The 14423-nt window shown below is 70.6% G+C and carries 13 protein-coding genes and 1 pseudogene; 10 read left to right on the plus strand and 4 right to left on the minus strand.

What is annotated here, in order from left to right:
- Nucleotides 1-23 precede the first annotated feature (23 nt).
- Entirely contained in the window at nt 24-617 is a 594-nt protein-coding gene (locus ACFQLX_RS21855) for a DoxX family protein (protein WP_386417696.1), read from the plus strand.
- Between the two features lie 16 nt (nt 618-633).
- Here the strand turns inward: ACFQLX_RS21855 and ACFQLX_RS21860 are convergent, their stop codons facing one another.
- A complete protein-coding gene (locus ACFQLX_RS21860; protein ID WP_386417697.1) occupies nt 634-1554 on the minus strand; it encodes an NADP-dependent oxidoreductase in 921 nt (306 codons plus the stop codon).
- Between the two features lie 280 nt (nt 1555-1834).
- Here ACFQLX_RS21860 and ACFQLX_RS21865 point away from each other — a divergent pair, with 280 nt between their 5' ends.
- Nucleotides 1835-4102: an FdhF/YdeP family oxidoreductase gene (locus ACFQLX_RS21865; RefSeq protein WP_386417716.1), complete on the plus strand. Its 2268-nt coding sequence runs from the start codon at nt 1835-1837 to the stop codon at nt 4100-4102.
- Between the two features lie 101 nt (nt 4103-4203).
- Here ACFQLX_RS21865 and cydB read toward each other — a convergent pair whose 3' ends face one another.
- Both cydB and ACFQLX_RS21875 read right to left on the minus strand, forming a co-directional pair.
- Nucleotides 4204-5205, minus strand: coding sequence for a cytochrome d ubiquinol oxidase subunit II (cydB, locus tag ACFQLX_RS21870; RefSeq protein WP_386417699.1), 1002 nt, complete (start codon nt 5203-5205; stop codon nt 4204-4206).
- 12 nt (nt 5206-5217) lie between these two features.
- Nucleotides 5218-6750 (minus strand): cytochrome ubiquinol oxidase subunit I, encoded by a 1533-nt coding sequence (locus ACFQLX_RS21875; RefSeq protein ID WP_386417718.1) that lies wholly within the window; start codon nt 6748-6750, stop codon nt 5218-5220.
- Between the two features lie 210 nt (nt 6751-6960).
- Here ACFQLX_RS21875 and ACFQLX_RS21880 point away from each other — a divergent pair, with 210 nt between their 5' ends.
- The 6 genes from ACFQLX_RS21880 to ACFQLX_RS21905 all read left to right on the plus strand — a co-directional run bounded on the left by ACFQLX_RS21880 (nt 6961) and on the right by ACFQLX_RS21905 (nt 13103).
- The gene (locus ACFQLX_RS21880; protein ID WP_386417720.1) at nt 6961-7932 is read left to right on the plus strand and encodes a DUF389 domain-containing protein; all 972 of its coding nucleotides are present in this window, start codon (nt 6961-6963) and stop codon (nt 7930-7932) included.
- 117 nt (nt 7933-8049) lie between these two features.
- The gene (locus ACFQLX_RS21885) at nt 8050-9675 is read left to right on the plus strand and encodes a BCCT family transporter (protein WP_386417721.1); all 1626 of its coding nucleotides are present in this window, start codon (nt 8050-8052) and stop codon (nt 9673-9675) included.
- A 92-nt stretch (nt 9676-9767) separates the two neighbouring features.
- Entirely contained in the window at nt 9768-10979 is a 1212-nt protein-coding gene (locus ACFQLX_RS21890; RefSeq protein WP_386417700.1) for a sensor histidine kinase, read from the plus strand.
- Nucleotides 10980-11121: 142 nt separating this feature from the next.
- Nucleotides 11122-11628: a hypothetical protein gene (locus ACFQLX_RS21895; protein WP_386417702.1), complete on the plus strand. Its 507-nt coding sequence runs from the start codon at nt 11122-11124 to the stop codon at nt 11626-11628.
- A 26-nt stretch (nt 11629-11654) separates the two neighbouring features.
- A complete protein-coding gene (locus tag ACFQLX_RS21900) occupies nt 11655-12311 on the plus strand; it encodes a class F sortase (protein WP_386417703.1) in 657 nt (218 codons plus the stop codon).
- Nucleotides 12312-12533: 222 nt separating this feature from the next.
- Nucleotides 12534-13103: a hypothetical protein gene (locus tag ACFQLX_RS21905; RefSeq protein ID WP_386417705.1), complete on the plus strand. Its 570-nt coding sequence runs from the start codon at nt 12534-12536 to the stop codon at nt 13101-13103.
- Between the two features lie 251 nt (nt 13104-13354).
- On the opposite strand, the gene ACFQLX_RS21910 is transcribed toward ACFQLX_RS21905, so the two are convergent.
- Nucleotides 13355-13498, minus strand: coding sequence for a hypothetical protein (locus ACFQLX_RS21910; RefSeq protein WP_386417707.1), 144 nt, complete (start codon nt 13496-13498; stop codon nt 13355-13357).
- Here ACFQLX_RS21910 and ACFQLX_RS21915 point away from each other — a divergent pair.
- Nucleotides 13492-13770 (plus strand): annotated as a pseudogene (locus tag ACFQLX_RS21915) (transposase); the annotation flags it as partial. The gene ACFQLX_RS21910 and the pseudogene ACFQLX_RS21915 sit on opposite strands and share 7 nt — an antisense overlap.
- A gap of 164 nt (nt 13771-13934) precedes the next feature.
- On the plus strand, nt 13935-14078 hold the full coding sequence (locus tag ACFQLX_RS21920; RefSeq protein WP_386417709.1) for a hypothetical protein: 144 nt from the start codon (nt 13935-13937) through the stop codon (nt 14076-14078).
- Nucleotides 14079-14423: the final 345 nt, after the last annotated feature.

Raw genomic sequence — 14423 nt, forward strand, 5'->3', positions numbered from 1 at the left:
CCGCCACGTAGCGAAGGACCCCCATGGGCTGCTGCTTCCTCAACCGCAAGGACCTCGGTCTGCTCGCCCTGCGCCTGGGCACGGGGGGTGTCCTCATGGCGCACGGCACGCAGAAGCTCTTCGGCTGGTTCGGCGGGGGCGGCCTCGACGGCACCGCCGAGGCCATGGAGGCGATGGGCTTCCGTCCCGGCCGTGAGAGCGCCCTCGCCGCCGGCCTGGGCGAGGCCGGCGGCGGTCTGCTGCTGGCGCTGGGCCTGGCGACCCCGGTGGCGGGCGCGGCGGCGGCCGGCGCGATGACCGGCGCGGTGGCCGTCCACCAGGACAAGGGCTTCTTCGCCATGGGCGGCGGCTACGAGTACCCCGCTTACCTGGGCTTCATGTCCGCCGCCCTGGGCTTCACGGGCCCGGGCCGCTACTCCGTCGACCACCTCCTGCGCCACCGCTTCAACGGCCCGGTCCTCCTGACGGCGGCCTTCGCGGCCACGGCGGTGGCGGCGGCCGCGGTGGTGGGCCGCCGCAACGAGGCGCTGAAGCCGGCGTACGTGGCGGAGGAGGTCAGCCACTACGCGAAGCGCGACGGTGCGGTGGAGGACGTGGTGGTGGAGGAGGAGGAGTAGCGCGCGGCCCCCGCGCCTACACCTCCAGCACCAGCTTCCCCCGCACGTGCCCCGCCCGGCTCACGTCGAACGCCTCCCCGGCCGCCGACAGCGGGAACGTGCGCTCCACCACCACCCGCAGCGCCCCCCGCGAGGCGATCTCCGCCAGCTCCGTCAGCTTCGCGCCGTCGGGGCGTACCCAGATCATCAGGCCGCCGATCTTCGCCACCTCCGGGTCGACGACGGAGGCGTTGCGCCCGCCGGGGGCCAGGACCGCCTTGGTGACGTCCACCTGGCCGCCGACGAAGTCGGCGACCGCGGTGACGCCGTCGGGGGCCAGTTCGCGGACGCGTTCGGCCAGGCCGTCGCCGTAGACGACGGGCTCCGCGCCCAGGCCGCGGACGTACTCCTGGTTGGCCTTGGAGGCCGTGCCGATGACCCGCGCGCCGCGGTCGGCGCCCAGCTGCACCGCCATGCCGCCCACGCCGCCGGAGGCGCCGTAGACCAGCAGGGTGTCGCCCCTGCCGACCTCCATGCGGTCCAGGGTGCGCAGCGCGGTCAGGCCGGCCAGGGGCAGGCCGGCGGCCTGGATCCAGTTCATGCCCGGAGGCTTGCGGGCCACCGCGGGCGCGTCGACGGCGACGAGGGTGGCGAAGGTCCCCGCGTGCACGTCGTCCTTGCGGGCGTAGGCCATGACCTCGTCGCCCACCGCGAACTCCGGGGTGTCGGGGCCCAGCGCGGTGACGACGCCGGCGACGTCCCAGCCGGGGATGACGGGGAAGAAGGTGTCCATCATCGGGTCGAGGCCGCCGGCCATGACCTTCCAGTCCACGGGGTTGACCCCGGCGGCCCGCACCTCGATGAGGACCTGCGAGGGGCCGAGCTTGGGGTCGGGCAGTTCGCCGTAGCGCAGTTCGGAGTTGTCGGGGGCGAAGGCGTCGTAGCTGACGGCGTGCATGGAGGGGTCCTTCCCGGGGAGGTGTGCCCGTACGAGGGGCGTCGTACGAGGGGCCGTACGAGGGGCCGTACGGGGAAACGATGGGCGACCCGGTGCGCCGCGTCCCCCCGCGACACGCGCGCACCTGGCCTCCACCCGCATGCCCGCACCGCATGGCGGCCCCTGACGGGCGGTCCTAGCCTGGCCCGAAGTGTCACGAACCGACGCCGGGTCCACAACCGGGAGAGGCGGCAGAACCTTGAGCACACCCCAGGACGAGCTGGACGAGCTGGAGCCCCGGATGGGCCCCGTCCCCAGCGGCCCGCCGCGCGCGCACCCCTACACGCACCCCGCCGCCGGCTGGGGCGCCGCGAAGGGCGTGCTGGAGGTGCTGCTGAAGGAGAAGGAGCTGGTCGCCGGCACCGAGGCGGTGTTCCGGATGAACCAGGCCGACGGCGGCTTCGACTGCCCCGGCTGCGCCTGGCCGGACGACGAGACCGTGAAGATGGACATCTGCGAGAACGGCATGAAGCATGTCGCCTGGGAGATGACCCACAAGCGCACCACCCGCGAGTTCTTCGCCAAGCACACGGTCAGCGAGCTCTACGAGTGGAACGACCACGACCTGGAGGCCGAGGGCCGGCTGACGGAGCCGATGGTCTACGACCCGGCCACCGACCACTACGTGCCGATCTCCTGGGCGGACGCCTTCAAGCTCTTCGGCGACACCGTGCGCTCCCTGGACAGCCCGCACCAGGCCTCGTACTACACCTCGGGCCGGCTGAGCAACGAGGCGACGTTCCTCTACCAGTTGATGGTCCGCGAGCTGGGCACCAACAACATGCCCGACTGCTCCAACATGTGCCACGAGGCCAGCGGCCGGGCGCTGAAGGCGTCCATCGGCACCGGGGTGGGCACCTGCGACCTGAAGGACTGGCAGACCACCGAGGCCCTGTTCGTTATGGGCGTCAACGTCGCCACCAACGCGCCGCGCATGCTGACCTACCTGGCCGAGGCGTACCGCCGCGGCGCGAAGATCGTGCACGTCAACCCGCTCATCGAGGCGGGCGCCACCGAGACGATCATCCCGCACGAGATCATCGACATGATCACCATGAGGGCGACGCCGACCAGCAACCTCAACCTCCAGGTGCGCATCGGCGGCGACATGGCGCTGCTGCGCGGCATGGCCAAGGCCGTCCTGGAGTGGTCGGCGACCGACCCCAAGGCGATCGACCCGGAGTTCATCGAGCGCTACACGCAGGGCTTCGAGGAGTACAAGCGGCTGTGCCAGGACACCTCCTGGGACGACATCGAGGCGCAGAGCGGCCTGTCGCGCGCCGACATCATCAAGGCGGCGCAGATCTACCGCGACGCCGACCGCTCCATCATCAGCTGGTGCCTGGGCGTCACCCAGCACGAGCACGGCGTCAGTACGATCCGCGAGATCGTCAACCTGCTGCTGCTGCGCGGCAACCTGGGCCGCGAGGGCGCGGGCCCCTCCCCGGTGCGGGGCCACAGCAACGTCCAGGGCAACCGCACCTGCGGTATCGACAACCACCCCTCGGAGGCGTTCCTGGACCGCCTGGACGAGGCCTGCGGCATCACCTCGCCCCGCGAGGCGGGCCTGGACACCATCGGCACCATCCAGGCGATGAGCCGCGGCGACGTGAAGGTCTTCGTCGGCATGGGCGGCAACTTCGCCCTGGCCAGCCCGGACAACATGTTCACCTACGACGCCCTGCGCCGCTGCGAGCTGACGGTGCAGGTCTCCACCAAGCTCAACCGCAGCCACCTCGTGCACGGGAAGAAGGCGCTGATCCTGCCCTGCCTGGGCCGCACCGAGAAGGACCAGCAGAAGGCCGGCGCGCAGAGCGTCTCGGTCGAGGACTCGATGAGCATGGTGCACCTCTCGCGGGGCAGCAAGCGCCCCGCCTCCAAGCAGCTGCTCTCCGAGCCGGCCATCGTCTCGGGGCTGGCGCGCGCCGCGCTGCCGGACAGCGAGACGCCGTGGGAGTGGTACATCGAGGACTACGACCGCATCCGCGACACGATGTCCAAGGCCCTGTACGGCTTCGAGGACTTCAACCGCCGGGTGCGCGGCCCGATGGGCTTCCGCATCCGCCAGCCCGCCCGCGAGCTGGTCTTCCTCACCCCGTCCGGCCGGGCGGAGTTCTGCGTCGACGAGCTGCCCGACGTGCTGCTGGAGCCGGGCTTCATCTCGCTGGGCACCATGCGCTCGCACGACCAGTGGAACACCTCCATCTACAGCGACAACGACCGCTACCGGGGCATCAGGAACCTGCGCACGCTCGTCTTCATGAACAAGGACGACATGCGCGAACGCGGCCTGGAGGAGTTCTCGCCGGTCAACATCACCACGACCGCCAAGGACGGCAGCAAGCGCTCCGTCTACAACTTCCTCGCCGTGGCGTACGACGTCCCGCGCAGCTGCGCCCTGGGCTACATGCCCGAGCTGACGCCGCTGATCGGCCTGTGCGACTACAGCCTGCAGAGCGACCAGCCGCTGATGAAGCAGCTCAAGGCGGAGATCGTCGCCGCGGTCTGAGCGGCGCCCTTTCGCGCACGCACGGCCGCGGGGCCCGTACGAGACATCTCGTACGGGCCCCGCGGCCGTGTGCGTGAGAAGGGCGCGCGAGAAGGGCGCCGTCAGTGCGCGCCGACCGGCGTGTGCACGGTCAGGCGCTGGCGGAAGACCCAGTAGGTCCACCCCGTGTACGCCAGCACCAGCGGCACGAAGACCGCCGAGACGACCGTCATGACCTTCAGCGTGTACGGGGCGGAGGAGGCGTTCTCCACTGTCAGCGACCACTGCGGGCCCAGCGAGGAGGGCATCACGTCGGGGAAGAGCGCGACGAACACCAGGGTGAAGGCGGCGATGACGGTCGCGCCGGAGAAGGCGAACGCCCAGCCGTTGCGGTTGATCCGGTTGGCGCCGATGGAGGCCGTCAGCGCCAGCGCCGCGATGATCAGCAGCGCCAGCGTCCAGCCGTCGCCGTACTCCACCTGCGTCCAGATCAGGAACGCCAGCGACAGCGCGACGGTCAGCGCGCCGATCCCGGCGGCATAGCCGCGGGCGCGCTGCTGGATGTCGCCGGCGGTCTTCAGGGAGGCGAAGACCGCGCCGTGGTAGGTGAAGAGCACCAGCGTCGTCGCGCCGCCCAGCACGGAGTAGGCGCTGAAGAGGTCCCCCAGCGTGCCCATGTAGACGCCGTCCTTGCCCAGGGCGATGCCGCGCAGCATGGCGGCGAAGGTCACGCCCCACAGGAAGGCGATGAGCAGGGAGGTGACGAAGATGCACTCCTCCCAGCCGCGCTGCCAGCGCTCCTCGGCGCGCTTGCCCCGGTACTCGAAGGCCACCCCGCGGATGATCAGGCAGACCAGGATGATCAGCAGCGGGATGTAGAAGCTGCTGAAGAGGGAGGCGTACCAGACGGGGAAGGCGGCGAAGGTGGCGCCGCCGGCGGTGATCAGCCAGGTCTCGTTGCCGGCCCAGACCGGGCCGATGGTGCCCAGCAGGACGCGGCGCTCGGCGTTGTCGCGGGGCATCACCTTGCTGAGGATGCCGATGCCGAAGTCGAAGCCCTCCAGGAAGAAGTAGCCGATCCACAGGACGGCGATCAGGATGAACCACAGGTCGTACAGGTGCATGGGGTGCCGTCCTCAGTAGGCGAAGTTCGGGGGCGCGTCGGTGTCGTCGCCACCGCGCAGCCGGGGGTCCTTGAGGGGGGCGCGCTCGTCGGTGTCGGGTCCGGCGTTCGCGTACTTCGCCATCAGCTTGACCTCGATCACCGCGAGCACCGCGTACAGCACGGTCAGGGTGACCACGGAGACGGTCTGGGTGCCGACCGTGACGCCGGGGGAGACGGCGTCGCGGGTGCGCATCAGGTGGAAGACCACCCACGGCTGGCGGCCCATCTCGGTGAAGATCCAGCCGAAGCTGTTGGCCGCCAGGGGGAAGACCATGGTGATGATGGCCAGGCGCCAGGCCCACTTGGTGAGGAAGCCGTTGAGCGGGGTGTTCTTGGTGAGCATCAGCGTCGGCGGCTCGTCCTCGCCGGTGCGGTGGCGCGGGGAGAGCCAGAACTTCTTGCGCGTCAGCCACAGCCCCAGCAGCGCGAAGACGAAGCTCGTCATCCCGAAGAAGATCATCAGGCGGAAGCCCCAGTACGCCACGAAGATGTTGGGGATGTAGTCGTCGGGCTCGCCGCCGAACCTCTTCGCCTCGTACTCGGCGCGGTTGTTGATGCCGGGCACGGCGGAGTGGAAGTTGCTCTCGGCGAGGAAGGACAGCATCGCCGGGATCTCCAGCTCCACCGAGTTGCGGCCCTCGTTGACGTTGCCGACGGAGAAGACCGAGAACGGGGCGGGCGCCTCGGTGTCCCACAGCGCCTCGGCGGCGGCCATCTTCATCGGCTGCTGCTTGAACATCACCTTCGCCAGGCGGTCCCCGCTCAGCGCCACCCCGATGCCCGCGATGGCGGCGATGACCAGGGCCATCCGCAGCGAGGTACGCATCACGGTGATGCGCCGGCGGTTGGTCTCGGTGCCGCGCTTGGCGCGCCACAGGTGGATGGCGCTGATGCCGATGACGAAGGCGCCGCCGGTGAGGAACGCGGCGGTCAGGGTGTGGAAGACGACGACGATGGTGGTGTCCTGGAAGAGGACGCGCCCGATGTCGGTCAGCTCCGCGCGCTTGGTGACCGCGTCGATGCGGTAGCCCACCGGGTGCTGCATGAAGGAGTTGGCCGCGAGGATGAAGTACGCGGACAGCAGCGAGCCGCCGGCCACCAGCCAGATCGCCGCGCAGTGCAGTTTGCGCGGCAGCCTGTCCCAGCCGAAGAGCCACACCCCGACGAAGGTGGCCTCGAAGAAGAACGCGATCAGCGCCTCCATCGCGAGGGGGCCGCCGAAGACGTCGCCGATGAAGCGGGAGTAGGCCGACCAGTTCATCCCGAACTGGAACTCCTGGACGATGCCGGTGACCACGCCCAGCGCCAGGTTGATGATGAAGAGGTTCCCCCAGAACTTCGTGGCGTGGAAGTACTTCTCCTTGCTCGTGCGCACCCACGCCGTCTCCAGCCCCGCCGTGATCGCCGCCAGGCTGATGGTCAGCGGTACGAAGAGGAAGTGGTAGACGGTGGTGATACCGAACTGCCATCGGGCGACGGTGTCATGAGCGACCGCCAGCTCCACTACTGCTGCCACTGCGTCCTTCTCCCACTTGACCGGGCATATTTCGAATAACGGTATATCTGGTATAAATGCCTGACGATCTGTGGGAACGCCGCAAAAGTGTGAAAAACCTGAAGAATGCCGTGCCGGACCTCCGGGACGGTGCCGGGTAGTCCGTTTGGCGACGATTTCGGGTGGGAAGCGCGGCCGCTGGCCATGCTGGACCACGTGATGCAACTGAGAGTGGTCTGCGAATCCCAGCAGAGCCCCGCCGTGCTGAAACTCCTCGACACGCACCCAGGGGTCGCCCACCTCACCTACGCCGAGGGCATCGGCAAGCGCCCCGTCGGCGACGTCATCGAGGCCGTCGTCCCGCGCGCCGCCGCCGAGCAGCTCATGAACGACCTCGCCGGACACGGCGTCGCCCGCACCGGCGAGGTCAGCCTGCGCCCCATCGGCGCCCTGATCTCCGACAGCGCCGACGACGCCCGGCGCGCCGCACAGGACGACGCTGACGACGACGCCGTCATCTGGGACGAACTGGTCGCCACCACCGGCGAGGAGAGCCAGCTCGGCACCGTCTACCTCTCCTTCCTCACCATCGCCTGCCTGCTGTCCGCCGTCGGCGTCATCACCGACTCCTCCATCACCCTGGTCGGCGCGATGGTGGTGAGCCCCGACTTCGGCCCGCTGGCCGCCCTGGCCGTCGCCGTCGTCGGCCGCCAGCGCACCCTGGCCGTCAAGGCGCTCCTGGCCCTGGGGGTGGGCTTCCCCCTGGCGATGCTGGTGACCTTCGTCCTGGCCGAGATCGCCAAGGCCGCCGGCCTCTACGACCCCGGCGACCTGGGCCACCTGCAGCAGGTCGCCTTCATCTACCAGGTCGGCCCGTTCTCCCTGATCGTCGCGCTGCTCGCCGGCGCCGCCGGCATGCTCGCCCTCACCTCCGAGAAGCAGGGCCCGCTCATCGGGGTGTTCATCTCCGTCACCACCGTCCCCGCCGCCGGCTTCGCCGTCCTGGCCGCCGTGGGCCGCGACTGGCACCGCTGCGGCGAGTCGCTGCTGCAACTCCTCATCAACTTCGCCGGCGTCACCGCCGCGGGCGTCCTGACGCTCCTGCTGCGCCGCCGCCACATCATCCGCCCCGGGCAGACCGGCGCGGGCGCCGTCGCGGCGCCGCAGCGGTCCTCGCAGCGGTCCTCGTAGCGCTCCTCGTAGCAACCAAGCGAAAGGCCCCCCGTGTCCCAGCACGAACCGCCCCCCGAGCCCCCGCCCGAGAAGAACGCCGCGAGCGATGCCGCGAGCGGCGCCCAGGGCGCACCCGTGCGCGCCGCGGAGACCGAGCGCCCCCGCACCGACCGGATCGTCTTCGGGGTGAGCGCGGCGCTCGCCGTGGGGTTCGTCATCTGGGGGATCGCGGGCACCTCCAGCCTGGAGGACGCCGCCGACAGCCTCCTGGACGGCCTGATCCGCGACGGCGGCTGGGCCTTCACCGTCGCCGCCTCCGCCTTCGTCGTCTTCGCGCTGTGGCTCGCCATCAGCCGCTACGGCAGCATCCCGCTGGGCCGCGACGGCGAGGGCCCGGAGTTCCGCACGGTCTCGTGGGTGGCGATGATGTTCAGCGCCGGCATGGGCATCGGCCTGATGTTCTACGGGGTCAGCGAGCCCCTCGCGCACTACCGCACCGCGCCCCCCGGCACGCACCCGCGGGACTCGGCCGAGCGGATGGAGACCGCGATGGCCACCACCCTCTTCCACTGGACGCTCCACCCCTGGGCGATCTACGCCGTCGTCGGGCTCGCCATCGCGTACTCCACCTTCCGGCGCGGGCGCCGCCAGACCATCAGCGCCGTCTTCGTCCCCCTCATCGGCGAGAAGCGCGCCTACGGCGGCCCGGGTCGCTTCATCGACATCCTCGCCATCTTCGCCACCCTCTTCGGCTCCGCCGCCTCCCTGGGCCTGGGCGCCCTGCAGATCGGCAGCGGCTTCACCGAGCTGGACTGGATGGACGACGCCGGCACCGGACTGCTGGTCGCCATCATCGTCGTCCTGACCGGCGCGTTCGTCCTCTCCGCGGTCTCCGGCGTGCACCGGGGCATCCAGTGGCTGTCCAACATCAACATGGTGCTGGCGATCATCCTGGTCGTGTTCGTCTTCGTCGTCGGCCCCACCGTGCTGATCCTGGACCTGCTGCCCACCTCGGTGGCCGCCTACTTCGGCGAACTGCCGCAGATGGTCGGGCGCACCGAGGCCACCAGCGGCAAGGACATCCACGCCTGGCTGGGCAGTTGGACGGTCTTCTACTGGGCCTGGTGGATCTCCTGGACGCCCTTCGTCGGCATGTTCATCGCCCGCATCAGCCGCGGGCGCACCATCCGCCAGTTCGTCGGCGGCGTCATCCTCGTCCCCAGCGTCGTCAGCCTCGTCTGGTTCGCGGTCTTCGGCGGTACGGCGATGCGGCTGGACGCGCAGGGCAAGCTGGCGGGGGAGGACACCCCCGAGGCGCAGCTCTTCGGCGTCCTGCAGGAGTACCCGGTCACCGGCGTGACGAGCCTGCTGGTGATGATCCTCGTCGGCATCTTCTTCGTCTCCGGCGCCGACGCCGCCTCCATCGTCATGGGCACCCTCTCCCAGCGGGGCTCCTTCCACCCCAGCCGCCCCGTCGTGATCTTCTGGGGCGCGCTGACCGGCGCGGTCGCGGCGATCATGCTGCTGATCGGCGACGGCAAGGGAGACGCCCTCGCCGGCCTGCAGAACCTGACGATCCTGGTCGCGGCGCCCTTCGTCCTGGTGATGCTCGGCATGTGCGTGGCCCTCATGCGCGACCTGCACCACGACCCGCTGATCATGCGCGAGGAGGCCGCCCAGGACGCGGTCGGCCGCGCGGTGACGGAGGGCGACGAGAAGTACGACGGCGACTTCGACCTGAAGATCGGGCCGCGGCCGTAAGGGGGCGTCAACGGGGCGTGCCCGCCCCCGACGTGGGAAGGGCGCCGCAATTCCTGTGCGGGGGTGCCGACTTGACACCCTGATCAGGGAGGATGGCGGACGTGCTGACCGTCAGAGTCCATCGCGCGCCCCGCGCCGCCCGGCCCACCGGCCGCGACTGGCTGTTCGCGGCGCTGCTCGGCGTGCTGTCGCTGCCGCTGGCCTTCGTGGCCCAGGGCGACAACGCGCACACCCCCGACGCGCTGGGCTGGACGCTGTACGGGCTGTCGGCGCTGACCCTCGCCTGGCGGCGGCACCACCCGCTGGGCGTCCTGGTGGCGCTGCTGTTCACCGAGGGCGCCTACCACGCCCTGGACAACGCCCACTCGGCGCTCATCGCGGTGACGATCGTCGCCATCTACTCCCTGGCGGTCGCCGGCCCCCGGCGGCGCACCCTCGCCGTGGTCCCCGGGCTGCTCGCCCTGTCGGTGGTCATGATGAGCCTCATCAACCCGCACCGGGGCATGGAACTGGCCCGGATCTCCGGCTGGATCGTCGCCACCGCGCTGGCCGGCGAGGCGGTGCGCGTCCACCGCGCCTACGTCGGCGCGATCGTCGAGCGGGCCCAGCGCGCCGAGCGTACGAAGGAGGAGACCGCCGCCCGCCGCGTCGCCGAGGAGCGCCTGCGCATCGCCCGCGACCTGCACGACCTCCTCGCGCACAGCATCACCGTGATCGGCGTGCAGACCTCCGCGGCGGCCCACGTCCTGACCGCCGACCCCGAGCGCCTGGACCGCGCGGCGGTGGCGCAGGCGCTGGAGGGCATCGCCGGTACGTGCCGCGAGGCGCGCGGCGAACTGCGGCGCACTTTGCAGGTCCTGCGCGCCGACGAGGACGGCGCCCCGCCCCCGGGCCTGACGGGCCTGGCCGAGCTGGGCCGGGTGGCGGAACTGGCCGGGGCCACGGTGTCGATGTCCGTCGACACCCGGGCCCGTGTGCCCGGCGCGGTGGGCGCGGCGGCGTACCGCATCGTGCAGCAGGCCCTGACCAACGCCGTCCAGCACGGCGGCACTTCGGTGCGTATCGAGGTGACCGTCGTTGAGGACCATGCGGCGCGCGCACTGCGCGTCGAGGTCCTCGACGACGGCGCCCCAGCCCTCGTACCGGCCCCCGTACCAGCCCCCGTACCCGCTCCCAGGGCACCCGGCTTCGGACTGGTCGGGATGCGCGAGCGCGCCCGCAGCGTCGGCGGCACCCTGGACGCCGGCCCGCGCACGGACACCTCCGGCTTCGCGGTACGGGCGCTCCTGCCCTGCGCCGAGTAGGACGCCCGCCACCCCATCGCCCCTGCCGGGTCGCGACGGCTCGCCCCTCCCACTAGCGTCAAGCACGAGGCAGTGCATTTCACGAAATTCACGGACAAAACCCCCGCGAATGCTGCCCTCCCCGCAGACCTGGAGGACTCCCATGCGCGCGATAAGCGTCGCTACCGCAACCCTGCTCACCGGCGCCGCCACCCTCGCGCTGGCCACCCCCGCCGCCCTCGCCGACGACGGCAACAACAACATCACCTCCTTCGGCTTCTCGGTCTCGCCCAGCACGGTCGCCCCCGGCGGCACCGTCACCCTCAGCTCCGACGGCTGCGAGGTCCCGACGGTGTCGGTGAGTTCGGGTGTCTTCGACACCGTCCAGCTCAACGAGGGCCGCCCGGCGACCGCGAAGGTCGACCAGGAGGCGAAGGTCGGCGCCCAGTACGAGGTCACCTTCGACTGCAACGGCGAGAAGGGCACCACCCAGTTGACCATCGCCGAGGGCGTCAAGCCCGCCCCCGTCCACAAGGGCGTCAAGGCCGGTCTGGGCGGCGCGGTCGCAGGCTCCAGCCCCGCCGAACTCGCGGCCGGCACCGCCCTGATCGCGGGTGCGCTGGGCGGCGGGGTGTGGCTGATGCGCCGCCGTACCAGCCCCCACGCCTGAGCGACGGACGAGGCAGGAGGGGAACGGTGCGGGCAAGCGAGGACGCGTACCGCCGCCGCAGCGTGTGGGGCGTGCTGGTGGTGGCGCTGCTCATCGGCGTGTACCTGGTCCAGCACGGCCTGGGCACGGGCGGCCCACCGCAGCCGGCGCACGCCTACGCGGCGGTGTTCGACCCGGTCCACGAAGCGGCGGCGCGCCAACTCCCCGCCGCGCCCGACCCGTTGCCCTCCTCCCGGCCCGTCGCCATCCGCATCCCGGCCATCGAGGTGGCAGCCCGCCTCACCCCCGTCAGCACGGACAAGGAGGGCTGGGTGGAGGCCCCGCCCCCCGAGCGCCGCAACCTGGCGGGCTGGCTCGACACCAGCCCCACCCCTGGCGAACAGGGCACCTCGGTCATCGACGGCCACGTCGACAACGCCACCGGCCCCGCGGTCTTCTACTCCCTGGGCACCCTGCAACCGGGCCAGCACATCGACATCGCCCGCAAGGACGGCAGCACGGCGGTCTTCACGGTCTACGGCATCGAGGCGGTACGAAAGGACACCTTCCCCGCGGCCCGCGTCTACGGCGAGAAGGGCAAACCGGAACTACGCCTGATCACCTGCGGCGGCGACTACACGAAGGAGGGGGGCTACGAGGGCAACGTGGTGGTCTTCGCCCGCTTGACGGAGGTGCGGCGGTGAACACCCGGCGCGCTGGGGCCGGTTGGATCCGGGGCGGGGTTCGGGAGGGAAGTCCTCTTCGGTGAGGTGGGGCGGACTCGCGGTCGCGCCGGGCGCGCCCGGTGGCACGCTCCGAGACCCTCCCAGGCATTCCTTCGGCGGATGCGCCCTCCGCCGCAGGGGGGAGGCGGTCCGCCGTAGCGGACGACGTGTGGCCGCCGCGTCAGGGCCAGCATGGACGGCATGACGACAGCGACCGCCCCGATCCCCGCCCTCGCATCCGCGCCCGTCTGGGCCCGTCGAGCCGCCCACGCCGTTGCGCTGTGCGCCGTCCCGTCCGGCCTGTGGCGTATCGCCATGGCATCCGGTGTCTACGTGGGCTACAGCGACCAGGTGCTGCGCGACGTCTTCGACATCCCGGGCTGGGGCATCGCCTACGTCGTGGGCCTCTCCGTCCTCGCCGAGCTGGCCGCCCTCTTTCCGCTGCTGCTCGTCAGCGACCGGTGGCGCCCGCTGAGCCCCCGAACCCTCACCAGACTGGCCTGGACCGCCTCGGGTGTCCTGGCTGCGGTAGCACTGTGGCAGCTCGCGGTCGCCTTCACCGTCGAGAGCCAGACATACATGTCCAGCGGTACGCCCCAGACCGTCTGGGGCTTCGCTTTCGCCCCGCTGTTCGCCATCCCGGCCCTGATGACCGCGGTGACCTGGTCGTACACCAGGCGGGTGGCCCTGTCGTCCGACCCAGTCAACGGCCCCGGCCCTCACGCCCCTTACGTGGGAGCCGGACGCAGCCGGACCCATCACAGCCAGTGATGACCCGAGCGGCAAGCCCAGGACACTTCAGCCCCGGGTAGTTGACGATCGTCCTGGAGGTCGAGCGAAACGTCCCCGGAGAACGGGCCGGTCGGGCAGTCCGGTGCCGGCGAGGTCGCCGTCGACGCGGCGCTGCGGCTGGTTGGGTCCATGGGCCCCGTCAACCCCGCAGAGTCGGCTGCTGAGGCGCAATTCGCGGCCCTGGCTCCTTCCTTGGCGACCTGTGGCAGTCCGGGCCGGCGGCTACCGATTCACCAGGCAGGGCGGATCGGCCCTGGCGGTGTGATCCGGGTCAGATCGGCGACGAGCTCGCTGAAGCGTGCCTCGCCCAGTGCTTCCTGCCATGGTGCGACGGCGGCCCGGGCGGCGGTGCCTGCGGCGCGGATGAACTTCACTCGGGCACCTGCCCTCGGGGAAGTTCACCGCGAACGCCGCCTGGCTCACCCTCGCGGCGCTCGCCCACAACCTCACCCGCACACTCGGCACCCTGGTCTCCGCCTTCCACGCCCGCGCCAGGACCGGCACCATACGCCGTCAACTCCTCCATGTCCCTGCCCGTTTGGCCAACGGGGCGTGCGCATTGACCTGGCACTTCCCTGAATACTGGCCCTGGCAGGACGCCTTGGAGAACCTGTGGACAGCCGTCGGGCACCGCCTGAAGACCTGACCGGCGGACCGACCTGGCTGCCCACGATTGCGAAGGAACTCGGAGACCCCGCCACCGGAACGGGCATCCGGCACCCACCCCTGCCCACCAGCAGAAATCCACCGCGCGAAGCCCCGAAATCTACTCACCGAATTCTACGCGGTGGATTCAGGTTCAAACTGAGCATGGAAAAGGCTCAATGCAGTTACCCCCGCGTCATCAAGCGCGCCCGCCACAACAGCTACCGAGTCAAACGATCCGAGGACACCGGATCCTGCTTCGCCGGCCCGCCCGCCACGCACATCTACAACATCCCCACAGCAGCATGATCAATTGCGCTAAGTGGCATTGCACCCTCACCCCACACGGAATTGAGCAGCAGAGTCAGGCCGGCCGGCAAAAAACATCGTCCACCGACGTACACAGCGCCTCCAGATCCGCATCCCAGCACCGGACCTCGTCCACGGTCAACTCATCACGCCGGACCAGACCCGGCGGCAGCATCAGCCCCATACGCCCCCAACGAGTCCGACCACTATCACGTCACGTGAACAACCGGCTGTAGTTCAGGGCGGCTCCGAAGGGCTACAAGTCCTTCATCTCCCGCACAGCACCATCTTTAGAGGATGTCTCATGTGGTCGTTCGCTGATGCGGCATGATGTTGGACTGTGGG

The organism is Streptomyces polyrhachis, from assembly GCF_042663125.1.
Taxonomy (GTDB): domain Bacteria; phylum Actinomycetota; class Actinomycetes; order Streptomycetales; family Streptomycetaceae; genus Streptomyces; species Streptomyces polyrhachii.

Coding starts and splice junctions, on each gene's coding strand:
- cydB (WP_386417699.1), bottom strand. CDS start 5,205: ATGCACCTGTACGACCTGTGGTTCATCCTGATCGCCGTCCTGTGGATC.
- ACFQLX_RS21860 (WP_386417697.1), bottom strand. CDS start 1,554: ATGCACGCCGTCAGCTACGACGCCTTCGCCCCCGACAACTCCGAACTG.
- ACFQLX_RS21890 (WP_386417700.1), top strand. CDS start 9,768: ATGGCGGACGTGCTGACCGTCAGAGTCCATCGCGCGCCCCGCGCCGCC.
- ACFQLX_RS21895 (WP_386417702.1), top strand. CDS start 11,122: ATGCGCGCGATAAGCGTCGCTACCGCAACCCTGCTCACCGGCGCCGCC.
- ACFQLX_RS21920 (WP_386417709.1), top strand. CDS start 13,935: ATGGAAAAGGCTCAATGCAGTTACCCCCGCGTCATCAAGCGCGCCCGC.
- ACFQLX_RS21905 (WP_386417705.1), top strand. CDS start 12,534: ATGACGACAGCGACCGCCCCGATCCCCGCCCTCGCATCCGCGCCCGTC.
- ACFQLX_RS21880 (WP_386417720.1), top strand. CDS start 6,961: ATGCAACTGAGAGTGGTCTGCGAATCCCAGCAGAGCCCCGCCGTGCTG.
- ACFQLX_RS21855 (WP_386417696.1), top strand. CDS start 24: ATGGGCTGCTGCTTCCTCAACCGCAAGGACCTCGGTCTGCTCGCCCTG.
- ACFQLX_RS21865 (WP_386417716.1), top strand. CDS start 1,835: ATGGGCCCCGTCCCCAGCGGCCCGCCGCGCGCGCACCCCTACACGCAC.